This is a genomic window from Leucobacter celer subsp. astrifaciens, from assembly GCF_001273835.1.
Lineage (GTDB): Bacteria > Actinomycetota > Actinomycetes > Actinomycetales > Microbacteriaceae > Leucobacter > Leucobacter celer.
This window is the reverse complement of sequence record NZ_JHEI01000136.1, coordinates 412491-435434: the sequence shown is the minus strand read 5'-3', so window position 1 is coordinate 435434 and position 22944 is coordinate 412491. Positions and strand designations below refer to the sequence as shown.

Here is a 22944-nt window from a genome sequence, read left to right as displayed (position 1 = left end):
AGTCGGCGCGCACCGGAGCGCGCAACCCGAGCAAGTCTAGCCGAAACTCCCCGGGAAGATGCATTTCGGCGCTCCCCCTCCGTCGCCTATCAGCCGATGCGATCCCTCACCCGGTAGCGGAGGAATGCGGTCCCGCTGTCGAAGGCGCGCTGGTCGAGCAGTTCGAGCTCGGCGCGCATGTCGTCCGGGAAGAACCGCAGGCCGCCACCCACGGTCACCGGCGCGATCAGCAGGTGGATCTCGTCCACGAGCCCGGCGCGCAGCGCCTGGGACGCCAGCGTCGGACCGTCGACGGTGAGGTCGTGGTCGAGGTCGTGCTTCATCGCGCGGATCTCGGCGGGATCGAAGGAGCGGCGGATCGTCGTGCGCGCACTGCGAGGGCGGTCGAGCGTCGTCGAGAACACGACCTTGTCGCGTTCTCGCCACTCCCGCGCGTAGGCGGCGATGAAGGCGGGCTGGCCGGGCTCCTCGTCCGCCGTCTCCCAGTAGACCATGGTCTCGTACATCCGGCGCCCGTAGAGATAGGTGCCGACCGGGGCGCCGATCCCGGTCACGAAGCGATGCAGTTCCTCGTCGACGACACCCCAGCTGAAGTCGCCGTCCGCGTCGACGGCATAGCCGTCCGCCGACAGCATCATGGAGTAGATCAACGACCCCACCGCGGCCCTCCGATCGGAATCCTCTGCACCGAGCACTCGATTCGATGGTGCCACACGGTGCCCGGGCATGGAAGCGGTCGGCGCGCGAACGCCGGCACTGCGGCGCACCGGGGTGACGGGGCCGCCCGCCCCTTGACGGAGGCCGTTCGGGCGGGTAGACCGGAAGGAAGGGGCGTGATCGTCATGAGGAGCTTCCGGAACAGGGTCGAGGCGGGCGAGCTGCTGGGCCAGCGGCTGGGCGAGGCTCCCCCGTTCGCCGGCTCCGTGGTGCTCGGGCTCCCGCGCGGCGGCGTGCCCGTGGCCGCCGAGGTTGCGCGGGCGCTCGGTGCCCCGCTCGACGTGCTGGTCGTGCGCAAGCTCGGAGCGCCCGGGCACGAGGAGGTCGCGATGGGCGCCGTCGGGGAGGGTGACACGATCGTGCTCAACCGGAGCGTCATCGAGGCCGTCGGCGTCTCGGAGCGCGAGCTGAGAGCCGTCGAGTCGCGGGAGCGCGCGGAAGTCGCCCAGCGCGTCGGGCGGTTCCGCTCGGGACGCCCGCCGGTGGGGCTCGCGGGACGCACCGCGATCGTGGTCGACGACGGCATGGCCACGGGCGCGACCGCCGCGGTCGGATGCCGGATCGCACGGGCCCTCGGCGCGGACCGGGTCGTGCTCGCGGTGCCGGTGGCCTCCCCCGATGCGCTCGCGTCGTTCGACGTCGCCGACGAGATCATCTGCCTCGCGGCGCCCTCCGACTTCATGGCGGTCGGCCAGTTCTACGACGACTTCACCCAGGTCGCGGACGACGAGGTGATGCGGCTGCTGGCGGGCTGAGCCCCGAAGCACGAAACCCCCTGCCGCGAGGCAGGGGGTTTCCACTGAGGGGATGACGGGAATCGAACCCCGGCCGGCCGCTCAAGGCAAAGCGGAGCTTTGCGCGGCCACGCCGCTGGCGAAGCCAGTTCCGGGTTCTCGAAAGATTCCCGGAAGCCCCGAAGCACGAAACCCCCTGCCGCGAGGCAGGGGGTTTCCACTGAGGGGATGACGGGAATCGAACCCGCGTAATCAGTTTGGAAGACTGAGGCTCTACCATTGAGCTACATCCCCGAGCTGCGAACAGCGCGGTCGGTGCCGAGGCACCTCAACGATCATAGTGCATGAGCAGCGCTGCTTCGCACATCGGCGGGTCAGCCGCGCGTTGCGGAGCGGTGGTGGTGCGTGTACTCGAGGTAGATCTCGGCGTTGTGCCGCACGGCTTCGCGGTCGGCGTCCCGCAACTCCCGCACCACGCGGCCAGGCACGCCCGCGACGAGCGAGCGGGGCGGGATCACCGCGCCCTGGGGCACCAGTGCGCCGGCCGCGACGAGCGATCCCTCGCCCACGACGGCCCCGCTCAGCACGGTGGCGTTCATGCCGATGAGGCACCCGTTTCCGATCGTCGCCCCGTGCACCACCGCGTTGTGCCCGATCGAGACATCGTCGCCGATCACAGCGGAGCCGCCCTCTCCTCGCTGGGTGTGCACCACGACACCGTCCTGCAGATTGCTGCGCGCGCCGATCCGCACGGCGCTGGAATCGCCGCGCACCACGGCGTTGTACCAGACGCTGCTCTCGGCGCCGATCGTCACGTCGCCGACGACGATCGAGCCGGGCGCGAGCCAGACCGTGGCGTGAATGTCCGGGGTGCCGTACGGCTCCACCGAGATGACGCTGCCGTGGTGATCCACGCCGGCTCCGGGGCTCCCTGCGCTCTCTGGGCTCCCGGGGCCCTCTGTGCTGCCTGCCTTCTCGACAGGCATCGCACCTGGATCCTGGGTCTCCGTCATCAGATCTCCTCCGGGTAGCAAAAAGCCCCTACCTCTCGGTAGGGGCTCGATCGCTCCCCCGGCTGGGCTCGAACCAGCGACATCCTGATTAACAGTCAAGCGCTCTGCCAACTGAGCTACAGGGGATCATTGCCGAAGCAACCCCTCTATCTTAGCAAGACCGGAAATCGCTCTGCAAATCGGCACGGGCATCCCGGGCGGGTCCCCGCGGAGCCCCTCGGAGAAGCCCCTGGAGCGGCCGCCTACTCCTCGGCGATCTCGTCGTAGGCGGTCGCGCGCAGCGCCTGCGCGAGCAGTTGGACGTAGTCGTGATCCGCGTGCCGGAAGATCTCGTTGATGTCCCCCTGCCCCACCGTTCGCCCGTGCTGCATCACGAGCACGTCCTCGACGAGGGCCTCGAGCATGCCGATGTCGTGGCTGATCAGCAGCATGGTCGCGCCCGTGCGCTCGCGATACCAGCGCAGCAGCTCCACGATCTTGGGCCGATTGTTCGCGTCGACCCCGAGCGTGGGCTCGTCCGCGATGAGCAGCGTCGGATCGAGCATGAGCGAGCGCACCACCGCGACGCGCTGCCGCTGGCCCTTGGAGAGCTCGTAGGGGTATTCCTGCAGCTTGGCGAGCGGCAGTGCGACGATGTCCATCATCTCGGCGATGCGCTCACCGAGCGCCTCCCGGTCGAAGCGCTTGTTGCGCTCGACGATGGGCTCGAAGAGGATGTCTCCGACGTTCAGCTCGGGGGTGAGCGTGGCCCCGGCGTCCTGGGCCAGGTGGCCGACGTAGGCGGTGAGCCTCGCTCGAGTACGGCGGCCGAGGCGGCGCATCGAGACGTCCATGACGCTCGCAGCGCCCCCCGTGAGCTTGATCCGCCCGGACTTCTCTCCGGCGTCGGCCGCCCGGCCGGCGAGGAAACGGGCCAGCGTCGACTTGCCCGATCCGCTCTCCCCCAGCAGGGCCATCACCCCGCCCCGGGCGAGGTCGAAGCTCACGCCCTCCACGGCTTCGAACTCGCGCCCTCCCGCGTGCGCCGGATACGACAACGACAGATCTGAGACTCGGATGATCGGATCGGCTTCGACAACTGGCTTGGCCATGCCTGAAGAGTTTACTCCTCTCGCAGGCCTCGCCGTGCCGCCTCGAGCGCGACGAGCTGCTCCTGGATGCGCCTGGCACCGGAGTCGGTATGGTCCCCGATGCGCTGCATCCGGGCGAGCAGTTCGCGCTTGAGCGCGAGCAGATCCCTGTCGAGCAGCGAGATCACCACGTCGCGCGCGTAGGCAGCGAGCTGTTCGGGGCGCCGCTGCGGCATCGGGGCCATCGCGAGCTCCCGCACGAGGCCGCGGTGACTGTCGGGGGTCGCGGCGAGTACGGCGTCGAGCCAGCCGGGCGTGGCGAGCTCCGGCATCGCGGCCGCTACGGCGTCGCGCACCACCCGCAGTTCGGGCTCCATCACCTGCGCGGTCACGGCCTGCTGCATCAGCTCGGCACCGACGCTCGCACCCTGCTGCAGCATGGCCATGAGGGCGTCCCGCTCCAACCAGGTCGTCGGCGTGTTCCGCAGGCCCGAGAGCCGCACCCGCGGCGGCGCGGCGTCCGGGATCGACGCGTACGGGTCGTTCGGGTCCTGCGGATGCTGCGGCCCCGGCTGGCGCCGTCCCTGCGACAGCTGCTGAGGCTGCGACGATCGGGGATCCCGGGATCCGCCCTGCTCGCGCGGGCTGCGCTCGACCGTGCGAACCGCGTGCTGCACCTCCCCGAGCTCGAGCCCGAGCATGCGGGCGAGCTCGCGGGTGTACCCCGGCCGCAGCGAGGGATCCTTGATCTCGGCGATGATGGGGGCCGCTGCGCGGAGCGCGGAGACGCGACCCTCGACGCTGTTGAGGTCGAAGCGCGCGATCGACTGGCGCAGCGCGAACTCGAACAGCGGCACCTTGCGGGTGAAGAGCTCGCGAACGGCGTCGTCTCCGCGGTGCAGTCGCAGATCGCAGGGGTCGAGCCCCTCCGGGGCCACGGCGACGTAGGTCTGCGCGGTGAAGCGCTTCTCCTCGCTGAAGGCGCGCAGGGCGGCCTTCTGGCCGGCCTCGTCCGGGTCGAAGGTGAAGACCACCTCGGCCGCGGAGTCGTCGCCCATGATGCGGCGCAGCACGGCGATGTGGTCCTTGCCGAAGGCGGTACCGCAGGTGGCGACCGCGGTGTCGATCCCGGCGAGGTGGCAGGCCATCACGTCGGTGTAGCCCTCGACCACCACGGCTCGCTTGCCCCGCGAGATCCCGCGCTTCGCCAGATCGAGCCCGTAGAGCACCTGCGACTTGTGGTAGACCGGCGACTCCGGGGTGTTGAGGTACTTCGGGCCGTTGTCGTCGTCGTAGAGCCGCCGCGCACCGAAGCCGAGGGTCTGTCCGCTGGTGTCGCGGATCGGCCACACGACACGACCGCGGAAGCGGTCGTAGACGCCGCGCTGCCCCTCCGAGACGAGGCCGGCCTGCGCCAGCTCCTGAGGCGTGTACCCCTGCGCCCGCAGATGCTTCGTCAGGTGGTCCCAGCCGCGCGGCGCATATCCCACGCCGAAGCGCTCGCAGGCCGCGGCGTCGAAGCCGCGCTGCGTCAGGAACTCGCGGCCGGCGGTGCCCTCCTCGCCGGCGAGCTGCGCCGTGAAGAACTCGGCGGCGGCCTGGTTCGCCGCGAGCAGCCGGGCGCGATTCGGGCCCTCCTCGCGCCGCACCCCGCCCTCCTCGTAGGTGAGCACGTAGTGGATGCGCGCCGCGAGACGCTCGACCGACTCGGTGAAGGTGAGGTGATCCATGCGCTGCAGGAACGTGAAGGCGTCACCGGATTCGCCGCAGCCGAAGCAGTGGTAGTAGCCGAGGGCCGGTCGTACGTGGAAGCTCGGGCTGCGCTCGTCGTGGAACGGGCAGAGACCCTTCATGGAGTCGATGCCGGCGTTCTTGAGGGTCACGTAGTCGCCCACGAGATCGGCCAGATTGGTGCGACGCTTCACCTCTTCGACATCGCTCGCGCGGATCCGACCTGCCATAACTGCCGAGTCTATCCGTTCCCTCCTCGGCGAGCCGACGCGGTGGCGTCAGCGCCGCCGGCGCGGAGACGCGATGCGTTGTCTTTCAAGCCAGCGGCGCATCGCACAGGCGGCGGTACCAGGCGATCGCCGACTGGTCGGTCAGCGAAGCGACCTGATCGACCACCGCGCGCCGCGCTTCGGCCTCGGATCCGGCCGAGCGGAAATCGGCGGCGTAGGCCGGCTCGAGCTCACCCGATCCCGATTCCCAGAGCGTGTGCAGCAGCTCGATCAGCAGGCTGCGCTGACGACGATAGGTGGGCTGCCGACGCCCGCTCTGCATCACGAACGCGGCGACGATCCCCTTGAGCACTGCGATCTCGGCGCGGATCTCCCGCGGTACGAGCAGTTCCGCCGGCGCGTCCGAGTCGGTGCCGTAGCGGGCCAGCGGCCGCCCGTCGGCCGCCTCGAGCGTCGCCTGGATCGGCGCCCGCGCGAAGCGGCCGATCATGTCGCTCGTGAAGTTCTTCAGCAGGGCCTGATCGCGCCGCGATCCATCCCAGCGGGTCAGCCAGTTGCCGCCGGCGGCCATCCTGTCGTAGGCCTCTCCCAGTTCGTCGGAGCTGAATCGCCCCTCCGCCCACTCGGCGACGGCCCGGATCAGGGCCGAGTGGCCGGAGCGGGCCGTGAGGATCTCGGGGTCGATGTGCTCGCTGACGACCGCGTCCTCGAAGTCGTGCACGGAGTAGGCGATGTCGTCCGAGAGGTCCATGATCTGCGCCTCGATGCACTTGCGACGTGCGGGTGCGCCCTCGCGCAGCCAGTGGAAGACCTCGGCGTCGCTCTCGAAGTACCCGAACTTGGCGCTGCCCGGGGCGGCCTCGGCGAGTGCCCACGGGTACTTGCAGCTCGCGTCGAGCGTGGCCCGCGTCAGGTTGAGCCCGATGCTCGCACCGTCGGGAGCGAAGTGCTTCGGCTCGAGCCGCGTGAGGATGCGCAGGGTCTGCGCGTTGCCCTCGAATCCCCCGAAGTCCTGCATCCACTCGTTCAGGGCCTTCTCGCCGTTGTGGCCGAAGGGAGGATGGCCGAGATCGTGAGCCAGGCAGGCCGTGTCGACGACGTCCTGCGAGACGCCGAGCGCCACCGCCAGCTCGCGGCCGATCTGGGCCACCTCGAGGGAGTGGGTCAGCCGGTTCCGCGCGAAGTCGACGCCCGCGGCCGGGCTCAGCACCTGGGTCTTCGCGGCCAGGCGCCGCCAGCCGCTGGAGTGCAGCACGCGCGCGCGATCCCGAGCGAAATCGGTGCGCGCGCCACTGTGGTGCTCGGGCATGAACCGCTCGGAATCGGCCGGGACGTACCCGAACGGCGGCGCGGGATCGTGCCGCAGCAGCGTCTCAGCCACCGTCGGAGCCCCCGTCGACGCGTTCTCCCTCGGCGACAGCCGCGCGGTCGGCGCTGTCGCTGGTGCGACTGTCGAGCCAGCCGTCGGGCAGGTGCACGCGCTTCGGGCTGCCGGCCCGGCCGCGCTGCCCTTCGGCGCCCTCACCCGGATAGGGCATCGAGGCGTCCATCGTGGCGAAGATCTCGTCCATCTGCTCGAGCGACTCGACCGCTGCGAGGGCGCGTCGGGTGTCCCCGCCCACGCCGTAGCCCTTGTAGTACCAGGCCACGTGCTTGCGGATGTCGCGGCAGGCGCGATCCTCCTCGCCGTCGAAGAACTCGACCAGCAGCTCGGTGTGCCGTCGCATCGCGTCCATGACGAAGCCGAGCGGCGGCTTGGCCAGCGCGGCGTTCGCCTCGTCCCGGCTCAGCTCACCGGCCTCCGCGCGGAACGCCGCGGCGAGGTCTCCGAAGAGCCACGGGCGCCCCAGGCAGCCGCGGCCGACGACAACGCCGTCGCAGCCGGTTTCGCGCACCATCCGGATCGCGTCGTCCGCCGACCAGATGTCTCCGTTGCCGAGCACCGGCACGCTCGTCACGGTCTCCTTGAGGCGCGCGATGGAGCTCCAGTCGGCCTGGCCCGAGTAGAACTCGTTGGCGGTGCGTCCGTGCAGGGCGATCGCGGCGACACCCGCGCCCTCGGCCGCCCGGGCGGCATCGAGGTAGGTGAGGTGATCCGCGTCGATCCCCTTCCGCATCTTCACCGTGAGCGGGATCGGCCCGGCGGCGCGCACGGCCCCCTCCACGATGGCGCGGAACAGATCGCTCTTCCAGGGCAGCGCCGATCCCCCGCCCTTGCGGGTCACCTTGGGCACCGGGCAGCCGAAGTTGAGGTCGATGTGGTCCGCGAGGTCCTGGTCCACCAGGAACCGCACCGCCTCGGAGACCGTCTTCGGGTCCACCCCGTAGAGCTGGATGGAGCGCGGCGTCTCGCTCTCGTGGTGCTTGATGAGCCGCAGGGAGGCGGGGGTGCGCTCCACGAGGGCGCGGCTCGTGATCATCTCGCTCACGTAGAGACCCGCCCCGTACTCGCGGCAGAGTCGACGGAACGCGGTGTTGGTGATGCCGGCCATGGGCGCCAGCACGACGGGCACCTCGAGTTCGAGGGGCCCGATGCGCAGGCGTGCATCGGTCAGTGTCTGGGAAGTCATATCGCCTCTATTCTCTCACGCGGCCCGCTCACGCGTTCCGTTCGCGCGGTCGGTTCGCGCCGTGCGTGCGGCCCGGGATCTCGTCCGGCCCGTTCCCGCGCCCACTCGCCGCGTTGGTGGTTGCTCAACAACGTTGCTGCGTGCTGCTTGTCGGATACCGAGATCTTCCCGGAGCGGCTCCCCTCTGCCCGTTTCCCGGCCGTGAATGTCAGTGGTCTCTGGTGCACTGTCCTCATGAACGCACCGCTCCTCGACCCGGGACCCGACCCTCACCCCTACGGTGAGGCGCTCGGTGTCGTCGAGATGCTCGAGCGTCGCCAGCGCGAGATGGACGCCGCGCGGGTGACGCTGATCGCGGCGGCGCTCGACCAGGTGGTGGAGGCCGCGGGATCGAGCGGGAGCCGAGAGATCGCCTATCGCGCGCTGCGGGCGGAGCTCGCAACGGCGCTCGGCCAGAGCGAGCATCTCGTCGAGCAGCAGATGAGCCTCGCGCACAGCCTGACGCATGAGTACCACGACGTTCACGAGGCTCTGGATCACGGCGAGATCGCCTATGCCCATGCGCGGGTCATCGTCGACGCCGGCACCGTCATCGGCTCGGGGCGGGCCGCGGAAACCGTCGCGCGCCGTGCGGGATACCTGCACGAGGTGCTCGCCACGGCCTCACGCGAAACACCGAACCGTCTGCGTCCCATCGCCCGCGCGCTCGCGGAGTCCTGGGCCGAGAGCACGGTCGAGCAGCGCCACCGGGAGGCCCGTGCCCGCCGGCATGTGGCGCTCGTGGACGAGGACGACGGAATGGCTCTGCTGATGGCGCGGCTCCCCGCTGTCGAGGCGCACGCCGCCTTCGATCGCCTCACCCGCATCGCGCAGGCCTGCGCGCGTGGCGAACGCGTCGTGCGCGATCTCGCCGCACCGAGCACGGTGGCAGCCGGCACGAAGGCAGCCGACACGGGAGCGGCCAGCGCGACGGAGGCCGACACGGCGGAGGCCGGCGCGACAGAGGCGGACACGGCGGAGGCCGACACGGTAGCAGCCAGCGCGACGGCAACCGGCACCGCCGCCGACACCGCCGCCGCGCCCAGCACCGCATCGCGCACCCGAGATCAGCTGCGGGCGGATGTCCTCGCAGACCTCCTGCTCTCTTCCGACGAGCACACCCTCTTCGCAGGCGACGCCGCGGAGTCCATCCGGGCGCGCGTGCAGATCGTCATCTCGGCGGACGCGCTGCGGGGCGAGTCGGGCGGCGAAGCCCGCACCACAGCGGACCACGGAACGCATCGCGGAGCGGACCACGGAACGCATCGCGGAGCGGACCACGGAACGCATCGCGGAGCGGACCACGGAACGCATCGCGAAAAAGACTGCGGAACGCACCGCGGAACACGCCACGGACCAGGCCATGGATCGGCTCTCGAGACCCCCCGCAAGACGGAGCACACGACGCACGGCAAGGTGCACGGCGAAACACCCGGCGAAACGGGCGCTGAAGCAGGTGGCGGTGCGACCTGCGAACTGCTGGGGTACGGCGCGATCGACCGCGGTGATGGCCGGCGCCTCGCCGGCGGTGCGCCGGGCTGGGATCGGGTGCTCGTCGAGCCGGCCACCGGATCGGTGCTCAGCGTCGACCGGTACCGGCCCAGCGAACAGATGCGCCGCACGCTGGGAGCCAGAGACCGGCACTGCAGGTTCCCCGGCTGCCGCGTGCCGGTCTCCCGGTGCGATCTCGACCACACCGTCGATGCCGCCCTCGGCGGCGCGACGGCGACCGACAATCTCGCCCATCTCTGCCGCGGGCACCACGTGCTGAAGCATCACTCCGATTGGACGGTGACGCAGCAGGCCGGCGGGGAGCTGCGCTGGACCAGTCCTGCCGGGAGGACCTACGTCGACCGGCCGGAGAGGTTCGGCGGATCCTGCAGACCGCGCAGACCCGAACGAGACTGGAAACCGCCCGAGCAGGCCCGCTCTCCCCTGCTCAGAGCAGTCCGCGCCGTCCGATTCGCGCGCGTGGATGATTCCGTGGCGGCATTCTGACCGCGCGACCGCAGCCCCCCCCCAGCCCGCGCGAGCGCTCTCGCCCCGCCTGCAGCACCGTCATCCGGTCGGCTGATCCACCGCGCCTCCGAAACGACGGTCGCGCGAGTGGTAGATCTGGATCGCGCGCCACAGCTCCCCCCGGCCGAAGTCCGGCCAGAGCGTGTCGAGGAACACCATCTCGGCGTAGGCCGACTGCCAGAGCATGAAGTTGCTCGTGCGCTGCTCACCGGAGCTGCGCAGGAAGAGATCGACGTCCGGGAGCTCCGGCACGTAGAGGTGCCGTTCGATCGTGCGCTCGGTGATCCCGTTCGGCGACAGCCTGCCGGCCTTGACATCGGCCGCGATGGAGCGCATCGCGTCGGTGAGCTCGTTGCGCCCTCCGTAGTTGACGCACATCGTCAGGGTGAGCCCGGTGTTGCCGGCCGTAGCGCGCTCGGAAGCCTGCAGCTCGCTGATCACCGACCCCCATAGGCGCGGTTTGCGGCCGGCCCAGCGCATCCGCACGTTCCAGGCGTCGAGCTGAGCTCTGCGGCGGCGCAGCACGTCGCGGTTGAAGCCCATCAGGAAACGCACCTCGTCGGGCGATCGACGCCAGTTCTCGGTGGAGAAGGCGTACACGCTCAGGTGCTTCACGCCCGCCTGGATGGCTCCCGCCACCACGTCGAGCAGCGCCTGCTCCCCCATGCGATGCCCCTCGACGCGCGGGAGGCCTCGTCGATTGGCCCAGCGGCCGTTCCCGTCCATGACGATCGCCACGTGCTGCGGCGGCGGGCCGGTGAAGCTCGGGGGCTGCTCGCCGGTCCAGTCGACCGGAACGAGGGTGTCGGGGGCTTGGGGCATGCGTGAAAGTTTATGCCCGCGGAGCGCTGAAGGAGCGCAACCCGCGCTCGAGGTGCCACTGCGTGTAGGCCGCGGCGATCCCGGCCGCCTGCCCCCGCTCTCGCTCCGAGGAAGCGAGCGCGGTGTCCCAGTCCCCGGCGAGCAGCGCCGAGAGCAGCACGATGCTGCCGGGGTCGAGCCGCGGCGATCCCGGGGGCCTGCAGTCCTCGCAGACCACCCCTCCGAGCTGCACCGCGACCGCCGTGTGCGGCCCGGGCGCCCCGCAGCGCACGCAGGCCGCGAAACCGGGCGTCCACCCCGCGAGCGACATCGCGCGCAGCACGTAGCCGTCGCGCACGAGATCCGGCGGGATCCGGCCCGCGGCGAGCGTGCGCAGCGCCCCCACGAGCAGCGCGTAGAACTCTCGTGAGGTCTCCCCCTCGGCCAGCCGCTCGGCGGTCTCCACGATCGCGCTGCCCGCTCGGTACCGGTCGTAGTCGGCGCTGATCGAGGGACCGTACGCTCCCAGCGTCTCCGCCTGCGTGATGGTGTCGAGTGTGCGGCCCTCGAAGCACTGGATGTCGGCGACCATGAACGGCTCGAGCCTCGCACCGAACTTCGACGAGGTGCGTCGCACGCCCTTCGCCACGGCGCGCAGCAGGCCCCGACCGCGAGTCAGCAGGGTGACGATGCGGTCGGCCTCGCCCAGCTTGTGCGTGCGGAGCACAACGCCTTCTTCGCGATACAGGGGCACACCACGATTATCCCGCATGCGGGAGAATGGTCGGGTGCTCGCCGACACCTTTCACATCCCGCTCGCAGTCGACCTCGTCGCGGTCGGTGTGGGGAGCCTGCAGGGCGCGCTCTTCGCGGCCGGTTTCAAACGCATCGACCTGCTGGGCGTCGCGATCATCGGCATCGCATCGGGCATCGGCGGCGGATTCCTCCGCGACATCCTGCTCGGTATCGCCCCGGCCACGCTCAGCGTGAACCACTACCTCATCGTCGCGACGGGCGCCGCCTTCATCGGCATGCTGCTGCCGCGGCTGCTGCAGAAGGTGGATCCGGTGATCACGCTGCTCGACGCGCTGAGCATCGGAATGTTCGGCGCGATCGGTGTGACCAAGGCGCTCGCGATGGGTCTTCCCGTCGTCCCGGCGATCTTCATCGGCACGGTCGCCGCGGTCGGCGGCGGCGTGCTCCGAGACCTGATGCTCAACATACCGATCGGACTCATGCACGTGGGATCGCTCTACGCCGTCGCGAGCCTCGCCGGCGTCGCCGTGCTCGTCGTGCTGCAGGCCTTCGGCGTCGAGGTGTTCATCGCGGGCATCGTGTGCGTCGTCGTCACCGCCGCGGTCCGGCTGCTCTCGGTGCGCTTCGGTTGGAGCCTGCCCGAGCAGCGGGCGCTGAGCAGGATCCAGCTGCGACGCCAGCGCCAGGTGGAGCAGGCGATCGAGGAAGCGCTGCACACGGGAGCGATCACACTGCCCGACGAGATGTTCGAGACCGACGACCCGGACCACCGCGCCGACGACCGCGACGCAGACGAGGATCCGCCCGCTCCCCGCTGACGGAGATCCGCCCGTGCTCAGGTACGGGCGCCGCGCCGACGGCCGAGCTTCGACTCGGCCTCCCGCCAGGCGCGCTGCGCGGGAGTCTCTCCCCCGGGCGTCGCGGACGGCCGGTCGAAGCGCTCCATGCGGCTCGCCGCCCCGCCCCGGCCGAGGTGCCACGCGTGCGTGATCGCCAGGGCCAGCGCGTCGGCGGCGTCCGCGGGTTTGGGCGGTGCCCCGAGCCCCAGCAGCCGCGTGACCATCGCGGTCACCTGCGCCTTGTCGGCGCTGCCGTACCCGGTCACCTGCGCCTTCACCTCGTTCGGGGTGTACAGCGCGACGGGGATCCCGCGCTGCTGGGCGAGGAACATGACGACGCCGCTGATCTGGGCGACACCCATCACGCTCGCGACGTTGTCCTGGGCGAACACCCGCTCGAGCGCGATGCTCGCGGGCTTCTCGCCGTCGAGCAGGCGCTCGATACTCGAACCGATCCGGTGGATCCGCTCGGGCAGGGGGGTATCGGCAGTGCTCGTGAGCACCTCGACATGCTCGAAGGAGACCTTACGAGAGGGCCCCGCGGTCACGATGCCGACACCGCAGCGGGTGAGTCCCGGGTCGATCCCGACGATCCTCACAGCGCAGCCTCGCGGATCGCGCTACTCGTCGTTCCCGAGCTCGGCCTGCACCTCGGGGCTCAGGTCGAAGTTCGAGAAGACGTTCTGCACGTCATCGCTGTCCTCGAGCGCGTCGATCAACCGGAAGACCTTCCGCGCGGTATCGGCGTCGATCCCCACCTTGAGGTTGGGTACGAACTCCGCATCGGCCGAATCATAGTCGATGCCGGCGTCGACGAGCGCGGTACGGGCGGCGACGAGCTCCGACGACTCGGTGATGACCTCGAACGCCTCGCCGTTCGGGGTCTCGTTGACCTCCTCCGCGCCGGCCTCCAGCACCGCGGTGAGCACGTCATCCTCGGTCGTGCCCTCGGCGGGAACGGTGATGACGCCCTTGCGCGCGAAGTTGTAGGCCACGCTGCCGGGATCGGCGAGGGTACCGCCGTTGCGGCTGAGCGCGGTGCGGACCTCGGCGGCGGCCCGGTTCTTGTTGTCGGTGAGGCACTCGATCATGAGGGCGACACCGTTGGGGCCGTAGCCCTCGTACATGATCGTCATGTACTCGACGGCGTCGCCGTCGAGGCCTGCGCCGCGCTTGATCGCGCGATCGATGTTGTCACCGGGGACCGAGTTCTTCTTGGCCTTCTGCACGGCGTCGACGAGCGTCGGGTTGCCCGAGAGGTCGGCGCCGCCGATGCGCGCGGCGACCTCGATGTTCTTGATGTACTTGGCGAAGGCCTTCGCGCGCCGCGAATCGATGATGGCCTTCTTGTGCTTGGTGGTCGCCCACTTGGAGTGTCCGGACACGGGAGCTCCTCTTTCCTGAAAGTCGAATCGGTAGGTAAGTCTAGGAGGTGCGCGCTACGGATGCGGCCAGGCCGCCGCAATCGCCTCGCGCACGTCGCCCAGCAGCTGGGGCAGGGCCTTGGTCTTGGCGATGATCGGGAAGAAGTTCGAATCGGAGGCCCAGCGGGGCACGATGTGCTGATGCAGGTGCGCCGCAATCCCGGCACCTGCGATCTCGCCCTGATTCATGCCGATGTTGAAACCGTCGCAGTTCATCACCCCGCGGGCCACGCGCATGGCGATCTGCGTCAGCTCGCCGATCTCCGCGATCTCTTCGGCCGAGGCCTCATCGTATTGGGAGATGTGGCGGTAGGGGCACACCATCATGTGCCCGTTGTTGTAGGGGAAGAGGTTCAGCAGCACGTACGCGGTGCGGCCGCGCGCCACGATCAGGGCGTCCTCGTCGCTGCGCTCGGGCGCCGCGCAGAACGGGCAGTCCGAGCGACCGGGCTGATGGTGATCCGCCACGTACACCATGCGGTGCGGCACCCACAGGCGCTGCATGTCGTCCGGCGTCCCCACGGCGCCGGAGTCGCGCACCGACTCTACGCCGTCCACGCCGTCGACACCTGCTCGTGAGTCGCGATCGACCGCACGATCCGCTCGACCGCCTCGCTCACGGGCACGCCGTTCATCTGCGTCCCATCGCGGAAGCGGAAGCTGACCGCGCCCGCGGCGCGATCCTCCTCGCCTGCGATGAGCTGGAAGGGCACCTTGGCCTTGGTGTGCGTGCGGATCTTCTTGGGCATGCGGTCGTCGCCGTGATCCACCTCGGCGCGCACTCCGCGCTCGCGCAGCTGCGAGATGATGCCGTCGAGGTACTCGCCGTACTGCTCGGCGACGGGGATGCCGACCACCTGCACGGGCGAGAGCCACACGGGGAACGCGCCGGCGTAGTGCTCCAGCAGGATCGCGAAGAAGCGCTCCACGGAACCGAGCAGTGCGCGGTGGATCATCACCGGCTGCTTGCGCGTGCCATCGGCCGCGGCGTACTCGAGCTCGAACAGCTCGGGCTGGTTGAAGTCCAGCTGCACGGTCGAGAGCTGCCAGGTGCGACCGATCGCGTCCCGCGCCTGAACGGAGATCTTGGGGCCGTAGAAGGCTGCGCCACCCGGATCGGCGATCAGCTCGAGACCCGACTCCTCGCCGACCTGGCGCAGCGTCTCGGTCGCGATCTCCCACTGCTCGTCAGAGCCCACCGACTTCTCGGGATCCCGCGTCGACAGCTCGAGGTAGAAGTCGTCGAGGCCGTAGGCGCGCAGCGTCGCGAACACGAACTCCAGCTGTCGCTTGACCTCGTCGCGCACCTGCTCGTCGGTGACGTAGATGTGCGCGTCGTCCTGGGTGAGGCCGCGCACACGGGTGAGGCCCGAGAGGGTGCCGCTCTTCTCGTAGCGGTAGACGGTGCCGAACTCGGCGAGGCGCAGCGGCAGCTCGCGATAGCTGCGGGCGCGGGCGCGGAAGATGAGGTTGTGGAACGGGCAGTTCATGGGCTTCAGGTAGTAGTCCTGGCCCTGCTTGACCACGTGGCCCTCGTCGTCGGTCACCTCGTCGAGGTGCATGGCCGGGAACATGCCGTCCTTGTACCAGTTGAGATGCTGGCTGGTCTCGAAGAGGGTGCCCTTGGTGATGTGCGGGCTGTTGACGACATCGTAGCCGTTCTTCAGCAGCTCGCTGCGCATGAACGTCTCGATCTCGTGCCGGATGATGCCGCCCTTGGGGTGGAACACCGCGAGGCCCGATCCGATCTCGTCGGGGAAGCTGAACAGGTCGAGTTCGACGCCCAGTTTGCGGTGGTCGCGCTTCGCGGCCTCCTCGAGCCTGGTCTGGTAGGCGCGCAGCTCGTCCTTGGTGGGCCACGCAGTCCCGTAGATGCGCTGCAGCATCGGGTTCTTCTCGCTGCCGCGCCAGTACGCGCCGGCGCTGCGCATGAGCGCCCAGCCGTTGCCGATCATGCGGGTGCTCGGCAGGTGCGGGCCTCGGCAGAGGTCCTTCCAGCAGAGCTCGCCGGTCTTCGGATCGACGTTGTCGTAGATGGTGAGCTCGGCGCCGCCGACCTCGACACTTTCGTTGTCGGCTCCCGCCTCCGCGCCGCCCTTCAACCCGATCAGCTCGAGCTTGTAGGGCTCGTTCGCCAGTTCCGCGCGCGCCTCGTCCTCGGTGACGACGCGGCGGACGAAGCGCTGCCCCTGCTTCACGATCTTCTGCATCTCGGCCGAGATCGCCTTCAGATCCTCGGGGGTGAAGGGCTCGGCCGGATCGAAGTCGTAGTAGAACCCGTCGGTGATGGGCGGCCCGATGCCGAGCCTGACCTCGGGGTTGATCCGCTGCACCGCCTGCGCGAGCACGTGGGCGGCCGAGTGCCGCAGGATGTTGAGCCCGTCCTCCGAGTCGATCGTGATGGGCTCCACCGTGTCGGTGTCCGTCACCTCCGCCGCGAGGTCGCGCAGCTCGCCGTTGACGCGCATCGCGACGATCGAACGATCGGTGAACAGGGAGAAGCCATCGGCCACGGGTGAGCTCCTTCGGGAGGGAACAGCTGACCCGACGATTCTAGTCGCCCGGACCGACCTGCTGCGCGACCGCCCGATGTCAGTGGTGCGGGCGAGTCTGAACGCATGACTCGAAACACGGAGATGTCAGGGGCTCGAATGCGAGACGCCGACGATTGGCAGACCGACTCCCGCAGGATCCGGCGCGTGCACGTGCACGGAGACGCGGCGATCGATGAGCATGCGTGGCCGGCGACGGTGCCGGCGATCCGAGCCTTCCTCGACGGCGTCCGCAGAAACGGCGGATGGGAGTTCACCGCGGGCGTGACGTTCCTCGTCGGCGAGAACGGCTCCGGCAAGAGCACGCTGCTCGAAGGGATCGCAGAGGCGGCGGGACTGCCCGCCGAGGGCGGGAGCACGAACGGCGGCCGAGCGACGTGGCGCACGGAGTCGCCCCTCGGCGAGTGGCTGCGGATCGAGCACGGACTGCAGTCCTCCAGGTGGGGCTTCTTCCTCCGCGCAGAGACCATGCACGGCTACTACTCGTACCTGGAGGACATCGGCGGACCGGATCCGGCTTTCCATCGGATGAGCCACGGGGAGTCCTTCAACGAGCTCCTCGCGGAGAAGCTCGACCCCGAGCAGTTCGTGACGGGTCTCGCCCTGCTCGACGAGCCGGAGGCCGGGCTCTCCTTCCAGTCCCTTCTGAGCTGGGTGACCGCGTTGGACCGCATGAGGTCTCGCGGTACGCAGGTGCTCTGCGCAACGCACTCGCCGGTTCTGACCTCGCTCCCGGGAGCCACGATCCTCGAGCTCGGGGACTGGGGCATCCGCGAGACGAGCTGGGAGGAACTCGAGCTCGTGCAGCACCACCGCAGGTACCTCGAGGCGCCCGAGCGCTACCTCCGGCATCTGCTGGCGGAATGAGCTCGGCGCCGGTGGTCCCGCGCGCAAAAGGCCCCGACGATTCCGCCGGGGCCTTTTCTCTGTGGGCGATACCAGACTCGAACTGATGACCTCTTCCGTGTGAAGGAAGCGCGCTACCAACTGCGCCAATCGCCCGTGTGCTGCAGGATCTGCGATCCGCACCAACCCGAACGATAATACACGGATTGACGGGTGGTCGTGGCGCCCTCCGCCCGTTCGGCATGTTCTCGCGGGATCACGCTCAATCGTCCGGGCGTGTCGTAACAGGGGCGAGGTCGCTGTTGAGCTGCTGGTCCAGTTCCGAGCTGATCTCGCTCAGCGTCGCGAGCTGATCCCGCAGGCCGTTGTAGTGATCGATGTCGGCCTGCAGGGCCTCGAGCGTCCGCTCGAGATCGGCCCGCCTGGCCTCGAGTTCATTCCTGATCCGCTCGAACTCCTCCGGTTTCTCGGAGAACTCCGAACGCTTGTTGCGCGCCGAGAAATCGGCGGCGGCGGTATTGAAGGCAGCCACCTCCTGGTCGTAGTCGGCCTTGCGGCGCTCCACGTCCTCGCGCAGCGTCGACATCTCGCTCTTCAGCCCATCGGCCTGATTCTGCAGTTCGAGGAACACCGAGTGGTACTCCTCGAAACGCGCGACCAGCGCTCCGCGATCCTCGAACCACTGCGCATAGTGCTTCTCCAGCCACGGGGGCAGTTCGCTCACCTCGGTACCGAGCACCGAGTGCAGTTCGTTGGCGAAGGCGGCGTCGGAGAGATGCTCGTACACCGACATGCGCTCCCTGAGTTCCGGATCCTCAGCCGCGAGACGCTCGAATTCCTGACGCAGCTTCTCGCCCAGCGCGATGCGATCGCCCTCGCCCAGGCGACCGTATGCGGCGTGGAGCAGCTCGTGGGCCGCCGTGACCTCGACGATTCCCTGAATCCGGTCATCGGTCACGTCGAAGAGGTGGATTCGATCAGCCTTGTAGCACCCCAGCACGTGCCCCTGTTCCGAGTGGTCGACGCCGGCGCACTGCTCGTTGAAATGGCCGCTGCCGTCGATGGTCGGACGCGTCGCCAGGAAGATGCGCTCGCCGGCCCCGGTGAGCCGCAGTTCGACGAGCACCTGCTCCACCCGGGGGCTCGACTCGAAACCCTGGGCGGAGAGGTGGTCCCGGATCTCCTGACGGTGCGTCACGCTGAAGACGAGCAGTCCGATCGCTGCGAGGAGCAGCACCAGCCCCAGTATGCGCTTCGCTCTGCTCCGTGGCCGTTCCCCCATGCATCAACCGTATCCGCGAGGGGGATCAAAGCGAGCCCCGACCCGGGCATTCCGGTGTAACTTCTGAGCAACATCGGCGGGATTCCGGGCGGCGCGCCCGGGCTTCTCGGGCAGATTTGCGCGGAGCCGCGGAACCCCCCTATAGTTGTTCAGGTCGCGGCAACGCGGCAGAGTGCGGATGTAGCGCAGTTGGTAGCGCATCACCTTGCCAAGGTGAGGGTCGCGAGTTCGAGTCTCGTCATCCGCTCCAGTGACCGGGGAAACCCGGTCGCTTTTGTGGTGGCAACCACTACGGTGGCGTGGCCGAGAGGCGAGGCAGCGGCCTGCAAAGCCGTATACACGGGTTCGAATCCCGTCGCCACCTCGCTGAGATAACTGAATAGCCTGATCAGGCGCGATTGGCGCAGCGGTAGCGCGCTTCCCTGACACGGAAGAGGTCACTGGTTCGATCCCAGTATCGCGCACTTCAGAAGCCCCGGCACAGCCGGGGCTTCTTTCGTTCACGATACGGGAACCTCGCGCAGCGACCCGCGAGAATTGCGAACGCTTCGCCTCCGCCCAGAAATTCTCGCGCTGGTTCGATCCCAGTATCGTCCGCGTCCGCCTTCAGTGCGTGATGATCGCCTTCGCGAGAATGATGACCGCTCCGAAGGACGCGGTCGACAGCGCACCGAGCAGGCGAATGTGAGGCTTTGCGCCCTTCCTCAGGTAGGCGATGTACCCGAGCCCGGCCAGAGCGGCGACGCAGACCCAGAGCGCGGCCCAGGTCGCTGTGGCATCGCGAATCAGACCGAGACTGCCCAAGAGGAGCGGAATCGCGGGCAGCAGGGTGGAGGCGAGCATTCCCCGCGACTTCACGACTGCTCCGCGAGTCGCCTCCCCGATGCCCATCCGCCCGCCCTCTGCGGTGTCCGATCCGTGGCCGGCGACAGCTCCCGCGTATACATGCGCTGACCAGAACACCGCGACGGTCACCAGGGTGAAGAGCAGTGTCTTCCACGCAGACGCGCCTGCGCTTCCCGACGCCGCGATGAGCCCGGACACCAGTACCAGACCGTACACGCCCTCTTCGGTCGACATGGCGCGGCTGAGGGAGAACTGTGAACTCATGCCCCCACTGTAGACGCCTCGGAGGGCCGGCCGGGCCGTGCGCCCGAGTTCACCGCATCCCGCACGGGCGCGGCGCCGACACCAGCGTGTGCACCGGTTCCGCGACGTGCGCGATCGGTTCGATCCGCGGCTGCGAGAACCCGAAGCGCGCGTGAGCGTTCGTGCCCAGATCCTCGACGATCGCTGCGCGCAGGCTCCACGGCTCGTGGTGCACGGGATAGCGCCACAGGCGGCCGGCGCGGTACGCGAACATGTTCCAGCGCGCGGTCAGCCAGGCCTCGAGACCCGTGGTCGCGTCGACGTCGTTCGCCGCGCGCACCGTCGCGTTGAACGAGATGTCCGAAGGCGCCGTGAGCGCGGCGGAGTCCGCCCGCAGAAATCGGTAGCTCAGCGTCCGCCCCGGCGCCGGCTGCGCCTCGCCCCGCGCTCGATGGTACGGGAGCCCGAGCGCGCGCGTCGATGCGACGAATCCCCGGCTCGTGCACCAGAGCCCGAGAAACCAGACCCCGCGGTTGCCCTCCAGATCGTAGACGTAGACCCGCACGTTGAGTTCTGGGAACGTCGAACGGGGCCCGAGCGCGGGAAACGGCGGCACCCGCACGCCCGACATGACGAACGGCACCACCCCGAGCCAGGTCTGCCCATCGTACTCGTCGACGATCAGCCCGCGCGGCAGCAGGCGCTGCACCCGGCCGGCCGGCACCGTCCAGTGGAGCATGGAGAGCGATTCCCAGGTCTGCGTGTTGATCGGGATCCGCGGAGCATCCGCCGGATGCGGATCCACCGGCGCCGGGCGGATACGGTGCTGCATCGGAGGCTCCCTTCGCTGCGGCTCAGTATACGTGCGCCACGACTCGGGCACCGCGGCGCGCAGCAGCGGTACGATCGAGACACCCCGGAAGCCCGGGCCGCACTGCGCGCGACCGCGAGGAGATCCCATGGCAGCGAAGCAACCCGCGATGTCGCCATCGGATATGCCGGTGGCCGAGGTACTCGACCGCGCCACAGGGCCCAGGCGAGCCGAGGCCGACGAACTGCTCGCACTGCACGCCGAGATCAGCGGCGAGCAGCCCGTGGTGTGGGCCGGCCGCATCATCGGGTTCGGCGAGTACGAGTACCGCTACGAGAGCGGCCGCGGCGGCCGCGCTCCCCTGCTCGCCTTCGCGCCGGGATCCGCTCGGCACACGATCTATCTCCCGAACCACTTCTCGGAGCGCTGGCCCGATCTCATGGCAGACCTCGGCACGTACCGGGCCAGCAAGGTCTGCCTCTACCTCACCCGTCTGACGGGCGTGGATCGCAGCGTGCTCCGCGCGCTGCTGGAGCGTTCGCTCGAGGACACGCTGTCTCAGCTGCCGTAGAACTGCTGGAACAGAACAGCTGCAATAGAGTGGCCTTCGTGTCCGAAGTCCGACCAGTGCCGAGCGCCACCAGACCCGTGGCGATGATCCGCATCGCCGTCGGAGCGGCGGTCCTTCTCGTCGTCGCATACGCCTACGTCGAGGGCCTCGGGCACGGCCGTGTCAATCCATTCGATTACTTCGGCTACTTCACGAATCTCACGAGTGTGCTCACGAGCGGGATCCTCATCGCGTCAGGGATCCGCACCCTGCAGAGACGCCCGGCTTCGACACGTCTGGCGGCGGCCCGGGCCGCCGCCACCGCGTGCATGATGGTGGTCGCATTGATCTACAACGGTCTCGTGCCGGGCACCGCCTCGGCGCCGCCGTGGGTGAGCGCGGTGCTGCACGCCGTGCTCCCCTGCTATGCGGTGCTCGACTGGCTGCTCGTCGGAGACAGGCCGGCGCTTCCCTGGAATCGTCTCTGGATCGTGCTCCCCTACCCGCTTCTGTGGCTCTGCGTGGTGCTCGTGCGCGGGGCGACCGATGGCTGGGTGCCGTACGGCTTCCTGCTGCCCGAGCGCGGGGCGGCGTCGCTCGCGCTGCACGCGGGGTCGCTGCTCCTGGTGCTGCTCATCGCCGGCGTGGCGGTCTGGAGTTGCAGCAGGCTGCCGGGCGCGTCGAGGGCCACCACTCGGTGATGGCCCTCGAGCAGCACCGGCAGTACCGGCGCAATACCGGCAGTACCGGCGTCACCGATCGAAGACGTCCTTCGCCGCGTCCTTGGCCTTCTCCGCAGCGCTCTTGAGGTCGCCCTTGGCCTGATCGGCCTGGCCCTCCGCGACTTTCTTATCGTCGTCGGTCACGCGACCGACGGCCTCCTTCGCCTTGCCCTTCAGCTTGTCCATCTCGGCCGACAGCTTGTCCGATGCACTCATTGGAACCCTCCTTCGTGGTGTCGGTCACCACTCTCCCAACGCGGGGTGCCAGGTTCCAGGGGGTTGCCCGCGACGCGCATCTGTGCCAAGGTGAGGCCCGCCGGTCCCGGCGACTACTCGTTGCCGATCTTGCCGTCGAGATTGTCGCGCGCCTCGGTGATCGTGTCGGCGTGCTTGCCCCCGGTCACCTTGTTCGCGAGACCTGCAACGCCGTCGAGGATCTTGTCGCTGATCTGCTCGGCCTGCTCGCTCTTCAGCACCTCCTCGATCTTGTCGGCGTTCTCCTTCGCGAATTCGCCGGCCTTGCCCGCGAGGTCGGAAGCCTTCTTGCTCAGATCGTCGATGCCCATGTGCGTTTCCTCCGTATCGCGGCCGATCCGTTCGGCGCGCTGCCGCCATTATCCCGGTTTCCGCCCCTCGCCGGAAGTGGTTCGAGACGCAGAACCGGATCGCGCGGTCAGCGGCCGTGCACCCCCTTGAAATCGGAGTCGCGACGAGCGCAGACTGGGATCATCTGCTGCTGCGCCGCCCGTGCGCCGCACGACCGAGAGGAAGCGCCATGATCGGAAGGCTGTACGCCACGGTTCTCGACTGCGCGGAACCGGCGCTGCTCGCCGAGTTCTACCGGAGCGTTCTGGGAGGCAGGATCGAGGTCGACGGAGACGACTGGATCGATCTCGTTCCCGGCGACGGCGGCCCGCGGCTCAGCTTCCAGCTCTCTCCGGGGCACGTGGCGCCGCGGTGGCCGGGCGACGACGGCGACCAGCAGTTCCATCTCGACGTGCAGGTCGACGACTTCGACGCCGCCGAGACGGAGCTGCTGCGGCTCGGCGCCCGCTTCCTCGAGGCGCACGAGGGCTTCCGCGTCTATCTCGACCCGGCGGGCCATCCCTTCTGCACGGTCGGCTGAGAGTTCGGGCTCGGACTCGGGAA

General features: G+C 69.2%; 24 protein-coding genes and 6 tRNA genes. 10 read left to right on the top strand and 20 right to left on the bottom strand.

The window, feature by feature from the left end:
• Positions 1-89: 89 nt before the first annotated feature.
• The gene (locus AMS65_RS10180; protein WP_157502199.1) at positions 90-659 is read right to left on the bottom strand and encodes a dihydrofolate reductase family protein; all 570 of its coding nucleotides are present in this window, start codon (positions 657-659) and stop codon (positions 90-92) included.
• 183 nt (positions 660-842) lie between these two features.
• Here AMS65_RS10180 and AMS65_RS10175 point away from each other — a divergent pair, with 183 nt between their 5' ends.
• Positions 843-1472, top strand: a complete 630-nt coding sequence (locus AMS65_RS10175; RefSeq protein WP_053384155.1) for a phosphoribosyltransferase — start codon at positions 843-845, stop codon at positions 1470-1472.
• Between the two features lie 202 nt (positions 1473-1674).
• On the opposite strand, the gene AMS65_RS10170 is transcribed toward AMS65_RS10175, so the two are convergent.
• The 7 genes from AMS65_RS10170 to dusB form a co-directional block, all read right to left on the bottom strand.
• Positions 1675-1745 (bottom strand) — tRNA-Gly (locus tag AMS65_RS10170).
• A gap of 80 nt (positions 1746-1825) precedes the next feature.
• The gene (locus AMS65_RS10165) at positions 1826-2464 is read right to left on the bottom strand and encodes a gamma carbonic anhydrase family protein (protein ID WP_083451592.1); all 639 of its coding nucleotides are present in this window, start codon (positions 2462-2464) and stop codon (positions 1826-1828) included.
• A gap of 53 nt (positions 2465-2517) precedes the next feature.
• Positions 2518-2590: transfer RNA gene (locus tag AMS65_RS10160), tRNA-Asn, on the bottom strand.
• A 116-nt stretch (positions 2591-2706) separates the two neighbouring features.
• Complete coding sequence (locus AMS65_RS10155; RefSeq protein ID WP_053384019.1) at positions 2707-3555, bottom strand: ATP-binding cassette domain-containing protein; 849 nt, start codon at positions 3553-3555, stop codon at positions 2707-2709.
• A gap of 11 nt (positions 3556-3566) precedes the next feature.
• Complete coding sequence (gene dnaG, locus AMS65_RS10150; protein ID WP_053384018.1) at positions 3567-5495, bottom strand: DNA primase; 1929 nt, start codon at positions 5493-5495, stop codon at positions 3567-3569.
• 85 nt (positions 5496-5580) lie between these two features.
• The gene (locus AMS65_RS10145; protein WP_277620062.1) at positions 5581-6876 is read right to left on the bottom strand and encodes a deoxyguanosinetriphosphate triphosphohydrolase; all 1296 of its coding nucleotides are present in this window, start codon (positions 6874-6876) and stop codon (positions 5581-5583) included.
• On the bottom strand, positions 6869-8065 hold the full coding sequence (dusB, locus tag AMS65_RS10140) for a tRNA dihydrouridine synthase DusB (protein ID WP_053384017.1): 1197 nt from the start codon (positions 8063-8065) through the stop codon (positions 6869-6871). The genes AMS65_RS10145 and dusB overlap by 8 nt, the downstream gene beginning before the upstream one ends.
• A gap of 234 nt (positions 8066-8299) precedes the next feature.
• On the opposite strand from dusB, the gene AMS65_RS10135 reads away from it, so the two are divergent.
• The gene (locus AMS65_RS10135) at positions 8300-10102 is read left to right on the top strand and encodes an HNH endonuclease signature motif containing protein (protein ID WP_053384016.1); all 1803 of its coding nucleotides are present in this window, start codon (positions 8300-8302) and stop codon (positions 10100-10102) included.
• Positions 10103-10162: 60 nt separating this feature from the next.
• Here AMS65_RS10135 and AMS65_RS10130 read toward each other — a convergent pair whose 3' ends face one another.
• Positions 10163-10945, bottom strand: a complete 783-nt coding sequence (locus tag AMS65_RS10130) for an isoprenyl transferase (RefSeq protein ID WP_053384015.1) — start codon at positions 10943-10945, stop codon at positions 10163-10165.
• 10 nt (positions 10946-10955) lie between these two features.
• The gene (gene recO, locus AMS65_RS10125; RefSeq protein WP_053384014.1) at positions 10956-11678 is read right to left on the bottom strand and encodes a DNA repair protein RecO; all 723 of its coding nucleotides are present in this window, start codon (positions 11676-11678) and stop codon (positions 10956-10958) included.
• Positions 11679-11694: 16 nt separating this feature from the next.
• Between recO and AMS65_RS10120 the strand changes: the two genes are divergently transcribed.
• The gene (locus tag AMS65_RS10120) at positions 11695-12498 is read left to right on the top strand and encodes a trimeric intracellular cation channel family protein (protein WP_053384013.1); all 804 of its coding nucleotides are present in this window, start codon (positions 11695-11697) and stop codon (positions 12496-12498) included.
• 17 nt (positions 12499-12515) lie between these two features.
• On the opposite strand, the gene ruvC is transcribed toward AMS65_RS10120, so the two are convergent.
• From ruvC to thrS, 4 genes are read right to left on the bottom strand one after another with little or no spacing between them, the layout of a single operon-like run.
• The gene (gene ruvC / locus AMS65_RS10115) at positions 12516-13118 is read right to left on the bottom strand and encodes a crossover junction endodeoxyribonuclease RuvC (protein ID WP_053384012.1); all 603 of its coding nucleotides are present in this window, start codon (positions 13116-13118) and stop codon (positions 12516-12518) included.
• A gap of 21 nt (positions 13119-13139) precedes the next feature.
• Complete coding sequence (locus tag AMS65_RS10110) at positions 13140-13904, bottom strand: YebC/PmpR family DNA-binding transcriptional regulator (RefSeq protein WP_053384011.1); 765 nt, start codon at positions 13902-13904, stop codon at positions 13140-13142.
• A gap of 54 nt (positions 13905-13958) precedes the next feature.
• Positions 13959-14501 carry an HIT family protein gene (locus AMS65_RS10105; protein ID WP_053384010.1) on the bottom strand — a complete coding sequence of 181 codons (543 nt, stop codon included), beginning with the start codon at positions 14499-14501 and terminating at the stop codon, positions 13959-13961.
• Positions 14489-16456, bottom strand: a complete 1968-nt coding sequence (gene thrS, locus AMS65_RS10100) for a threonine--tRNA ligase (protein ID WP_053384009.1) — start codon at positions 16454-16456, stop codon at positions 14489-14491. Before thrS ends, AMS65_RS10105 begins: the two co-directional genes overlap by 13 nt.
• Before the next feature lie 105 nt (positions 16457-16561).
• Between thrS and AMS65_RS10095 the strand changes: the two genes are divergently transcribed.
• On the top strand, positions 16562-17362 hold the full coding sequence (locus AMS65_RS10095; RefSeq protein WP_241489409.1) for an AAA family ATPase: 801 nt from the start codon (positions 16562-16564) through the stop codon (positions 17360-17362).
• A gap of 62 nt (positions 17363-17424) precedes the next feature.
• Here AMS65_RS10095 and AMS65_RS10090 read toward each other — a convergent pair.
• A tRNA-Val gene (locus AMS65_RS10090) sits at positions 17425-17497 on the bottom strand.
• Positions 17498-17603: 106 nt separating this feature from the next.
• Positions 17604-18623, bottom strand: a complete 1020-nt coding sequence (locus AMS65_RS10085) for an AAA family ATPase (protein WP_053384007.1) — start codon at positions 18621-18623, stop codon at positions 17604-17606.
• 174 nt (positions 18624-18797) lie between these two features.
• Here AMS65_RS10085 and AMS65_RS10080 point away from each other — a divergent pair.
• The 3 genes from AMS65_RS10080 (at position 18798) to AMS65_RS10070 (ending at position 19087) form a co-directional block, all read left to right on the top strand.
• A tRNA-Gly gene (locus AMS65_RS10080) sits at positions 18798-18873 on the top strand.
• Positions 18874-18916: 43 nt separating this feature from the next.
• Positions 18917-18987, top strand: a tRNA-Cys gene (locus AMS65_RS10075).
• 28 nt (positions 18988-19015) lie between these two features.
• A tRNA-Val gene (locus tag AMS65_RS10070) sits at positions 19016-19087 on the top strand.
• Between the two features lie 142 nt (positions 19088-19229).
• On the opposite strand, the gene AMS65_RS10065 is transcribed toward AMS65_RS10070, so the two are convergent.
• Entirely contained in the window at positions 19230-19733 is a 504-nt protein-coding gene (locus tag AMS65_RS10065) for a hypothetical protein (RefSeq protein ID WP_075200939.1), read from the bottom strand.
• Between the two features lie 49 nt (positions 19734-19782).
• Positions 19783-20544, bottom strand: a complete 762-nt coding sequence (locus AMS65_RS10060; RefSeq protein WP_053384005.1) for a YqjF family protein — start codon at positions 20542-20544, stop codon at positions 19783-19785.
• Positions 20545-20671: 127 nt separating this feature from the next.
• Here AMS65_RS10060 and AMS65_RS10055 point away from each other — a divergent pair, with 127 nt between their 5' ends.
• Positions 20672-21094: a DUF1801 domain-containing protein gene (locus AMS65_RS10055; protein ID WP_053384004.1), complete on the top strand. Its 423-nt coding sequence runs from the start codon at positions 20672-20674 to the stop codon at positions 21092-21094.
• A 38-nt stretch (positions 21095-21132) separates the two neighbouring features.
• Positions 21133-21774, top strand: coding sequence for a Pr6Pr family membrane protein (locus AMS65_RS10050; protein ID WP_241489408.1), 642 nt, complete (start codon positions 21133-21135; stop codon positions 21772-21774).
• 51 nt (positions 21775-21825) lie between these two features.
• Here the strand turns inward: AMS65_RS10050 and AMS65_RS10045 are convergent, their stop codons facing one another.
• Together AMS65_RS10045 and AMS65_RS10040 are read right to left on the bottom strand one after the other, a co-directional pair.
• Positions 21826-22011, bottom strand: a complete 186-nt coding sequence (locus AMS65_RS10045) for a CsbD family protein (protein WP_053384003.1) — start codon at positions 22009-22011, stop codon at positions 21826-21828.
• 113 nt (positions 22012-22124) lie between these two features.
• Positions 22125-22361, bottom strand: coding sequence for an Rv0909 family putative TA system antitoxin (locus tag AMS65_RS10040; RefSeq protein WP_053384002.1), 237 nt, complete (start codon positions 22359-22361; stop codon positions 22125-22127).
• Between the two features lie 209 nt (positions 22362-22570).
• Here AMS65_RS10040 and AMS65_RS10035 point away from each other — a divergent pair, with 209 nt between their 5' ends.
• On the top strand, positions 22571-22921 hold the full coding sequence (locus AMS65_RS10035) for a VOC family protein (RefSeq protein ID WP_053384001.1): 351 nt from the start codon (positions 22571-22573) through the stop codon (positions 22919-22921).
• Positions 22922-22944: the final 23 nt, after the last annotated feature.

Bases quoted from the DNA above. Each gene is read 5' to 3' on its own strand.
- dnaG (WP_053384018.1), bottom strand. From the start codon at position 5,495: ATGGCAGGTCGGATCCGCGCGAGCGATGTCGAAGAGGTGAAGCGTCGC.
- AMS65_RS10120 (WP_053384013.1), top strand. From the start codon at position 11,695: ATGCGGGAGAATGGTCGGGTGCTCGCCGACACCTTTCACATCCCGCTC.
- AMS65_RS10175 (WP_053384155.1), top strand. From the start codon at position 843: ATGAGGAGCTTCCGGAACAGGGTCGAGGCGGGCGAGCTGCTGGGCCAG.
- AMS65_RS10035 (WP_053384001.1), top strand. From the start codon at position 22,571: ATGATCGGAAGGCTGTACGCCACGGTTCTCGACTGCGCGGAACCGGCG.
- AMS65_RS10155 (WP_053384019.1), bottom strand. From the start codon at position 3,555: ATGGCCAAGCCAGTTGTCGAAGCCGATCCGATCATCCGAGTCTCAGAT.
- AMS65_RS10060 (WP_053384005.1), bottom strand. From the start codon at position 20,544: ATGCAGCACCGTATCCGCCCGGCGCCGGTGGATCCGCATCCGGCGGAT.
- AMS65_RS10045 (WP_053384003.1), bottom strand. From the start codon at position 22,011: ATGAGTGCATCGGACAAGCTGTCGGCCGAGATGGACAAGCTGAAGGGC.
- AMS65_RS10085 (WP_053384007.1), bottom strand. From the start codon at position 18,623: ATGGGGGAACGGCCACGGAGCAGAGCGAAGCGCATACTGGGGCTGGTG.
- AMS65_RS10040 (WP_053384002.1), bottom strand. From the start codon at position 22,361: ATGGGCATCGACGATCTGAGCAAGAAGGCTTCCGACCTCGCGGGCAAG.
- dusB (WP_053384017.1), bottom strand. From the start codon at position 8,065: ATGACTTCCCAGACACTGACCGATGCACGCCTGCGCATCGGGCCCCTC.
- AMS65_RS10130 (WP_053384015.1), bottom strand. From the start codon at position 10,945: ATGCCCCAAGCCCCCGACACCCTCGTTCCGGTCGACTGGACCGGCGAG.
- AMS65_RS10065 (WP_075200939.1), bottom strand. From the start codon at position 19,733: ATGAGTTCACAGTTCTCCCTCAGCCGCGCCATGTCGACCGAAGAGGGC.
- AMS65_RS10055 (WP_053384004.1), top strand. From the start codon at position 20,672: ATGGCAGCGAAGCAACCCGCGATGTCGCCATCGGATATGCCGGTGGCC.
- AMS65_RS10095 (WP_241489409.1), top strand. From the start codon at position 16,562: ATGACTCGAAACACGGAGATGTCAGGGGCTCGAATGCGAGACGCCGAC.
- AMS65_RS10135 (WP_053384016.1), top strand. From the start codon at position 8,300: ATGAACGCACCGCTCCTCGACCCGGGACCCGACCCTCACCCCTACGGT.
- AMS65_RS10165 (WP_083451592.1), bottom strand. From the start codon at position 2,464: ATGACGGAGACCCAGGATCCAGGTGCGATGCCTGTCGAGAAGGCAGGC.